Here is a 2,250-nt window from a genome sequence, read left to right on the forward strand (position 1 = left end):
AACTCGTCCAACGCATCGACCACTTCGTCACCGCCTACAACGCCAACTGCCAACCCTTCAGGTGGACCGCCACCGCAGATTCGATACTCGAAAAGCTGCATCGACTTTGCTCACTTATCAGCGGGACGGGACACTAGCACGCACGATGATCATGCTCACGACCCAATGTCCGCTTCGTGTGTCTCGATCCAGCCCAAGCGCGTGGCTTCCTCGACTAGCGTGGCGACGGGTGCGAACGCTTCGCTAACAGGACACTTGGCCGCTTCAGCTAATATGCTGACCAAGCCCTCTACTGTACGGGGCCGGCTTAGCGCTTGGAAAAGGATATAAGCCGACTTGTTGATATGGGCTGCGGTCAGCGTCTGATCATCCACGACGAGCGCGCCTCCTTGCGCTTCCTCCCGCAAATGGATAGAACTGGCTAACCGAATCGTTGCCTTGGACGTTTGACTGGCCAGATACGCGTCATACGATGTCAAGTCGCGCCTCCGTAGAAATGAAGTCGAAATGAGCGCCGTTCAAGCCGTTTCCAACGCCTATGTGGATGCCGGTGGCACCTTCGTTGAGCACGCTGTTGAGGCTCCACTCCACTCCGCCCAGCGGCAACACCCCGGTACCGATTGCCACTTCGGTTAAGGCATAGCGGTATTGCGGTCCGCTTAACGTGTGAATGGCCTCGGCCCATTCGCCAAAGCCATCGACGACTCTGTTGTCTTCAACGACTACTTGAAACGGGCAGGCCTTGCGTAGTTTTTCCGCGAGTTCCGCTGCCGCCTGGAAGGCAGAAGCACTTTCAAGCCTCATTGCACGGTGCTTCGCGACAAGAACCGTATCGACCCGGACAACGCCGGATACGGACATCGACGCGTCGACTTGGCCTGCCATGTCGCTGGGCGACATCCCCACTTCGAAGTAGTTGCCCAACGTCGCGTGCTCGTCTGGGAGCAGCGCCACACGGGTGCGCCCGACCATTGTGAGCATATCCGGCAGCCGGACTTTCAACGCGGTGTCCGGCCCTGTCATCGTGATTTCCTCGCGCGCCATCAGAAGCCGCGTGATAACCCGGCGGTTCATGGCCACCGACTGGGAAACGTCGAGTTCTGAGAATCTCTCAACCGAATATTTCGCTGTATCTAGGTCAGATGAAAAGGACGCGAGCGGCAACCACAGGACGCTCGTCTCCGACCATTTGTTGCGCAGTAGCTTGCTTGACGGGACACGATCCCAGTCAAGTGGCACAGCGATCGCTCGCCTCGGCACGTCAACGTCGCCGACGCCGATCTCGTCGAACGTCGTGACGGGGACGTCGCGTGATGCCAGCCACTGTGCCAAGCGCCAATCATCAGTCACGATAATCGCCTCTTCGCCTGCGAAGATCGAATTCATGTTTCTGATTAGCCCATCACGCATGCATCACCTTCTTGAACGGATTTGTCCTCGATAATTTTCAGGCCTACATCGAGACAAGGGCAGGAGCCTATTTCCCCCATGTCGACTTTGACGACCGCAGCAAGTTTGCGCTGGACGTCCGTTCCGATACGTTGCGGTGATGACGGGAGGCGGGATGGGTTTATCTCGGGCAGCTGCAAAGCGCGCCCATACATTTCGCCATCGGTTGCGTGGCCTTCTGAAATCCAGATGCGCCTAGACATTTCGGACCTCCTATTAATTTTTTGAAATTATAGAGGCTGGTGCCCGCTGTAAACAGGCACCAGCCTAATCACGATCCAGGCGCCCGAAACTTAAATCGGGTTATAAAGGATCGCAAAGACCGGTTTGCTGCTGGTAACAGAGAGGCCTAAATTTGTCGTGCCCTGAGTATCGTCAAGGCTGCCCAGCAACGTGATTGTCGGAACTTCGAGGATAACTGTGGATTCTTGGGAGAGTACGCTAAAAGTGTTCATGTTTGCCTTCGTAAAGTGATTGGTCTGTTGCGTAGTCCGCCATTACGTCATGCACGGCTATGCGCATTGAGTATGTCATGCGTAATTCTCTTACGCACAATTTGCAAGCAAGATTTGTTAGTCATTATTGATGGCTTTGTTGCACAAACACGGCCAGTCGAACGGTTAGCCTATGCCGATGAGTGAACCCAAGCAGCGCTACAAGACAACGAACTGGGCGGGCTCTATGCCGTTTCGAGTGGAACTTGACCTCAGGGAACATGCGGGGTAATGCGATAGTGCTGGGCTGAAGCGGAGGCAAGAAGATGAGCGTTGGTGTAGAGACCTTGTTCACGGCGGCGCTGGG

Annotated in this window: 3 protein-coding genes and 1 pseudogene; 1 reads left to right on the forward strand and 3 read right to left on the reverse strand. The window is 55.5% G+C overall.

The window, feature by feature from the left end; genetic code table 11:
- A pseudogene (locus AVHM3334_RS23545) lies at positions 1-137 on the forward strand (IS630 family transposase); the annotation flags it as partial.
- An 18-nt stretch (positions 138-155) separates the two neighbouring features.
- On the opposite strand, the gene AVHM3334_RS23550 reads toward AVHM3334_RS23545, so the two are convergent.
- Genes AVHM3334_RS23550 through AVHM3334_RS23560 form a run of 3 tightly spaced genes read right to left on the reverse strand, consistent with a single transcriptional unit; the run spans position 156 to position 1,652 of the window.
- A complete protein-coding gene (locus AVHM3334_RS23550) occupies positions 156-479 on the reverse strand; it encodes a hypothetical protein (protein WP_284415857.1) in 324 nt (107 codons plus the stop codon).
- Positions 466-1,386 carry a CgnE/CgnB domain-containing protein gene (locus AVHM3334_RS23555; protein WP_284415858.1) on the reverse strand — a complete coding sequence of 307 codons (921 nt, stop codon included), beginning with the start codon at positions 1,384-1,386 and terminating at the stop codon, positions 466-468. The genes AVHM3334_RS23550 and AVHM3334_RS23555 overlap by 14 nt, the downstream gene beginning before the upstream one ends.
- Positions 1,387-1,394: 8 nt before the next feature.
- Entirely contained in the window at positions 1,395-1,652 is a 258-nt protein-coding gene (locus tag AVHM3334_RS23560) for a hypothetical protein (RefSeq protein ID WP_284415859.1), read from the reverse strand.
- Positions 1,653-2,250 lie beyond the last annotated feature (598 nt).

This window comes from Acidovorax sp. SUPP3334, from assembly GCF_030159055.1.
GTDB lineage: Bacteria > Pseudomonadota > Gammaproteobacteria > Burkholderiales > Burkholderiaceae_C > Paracidovorax.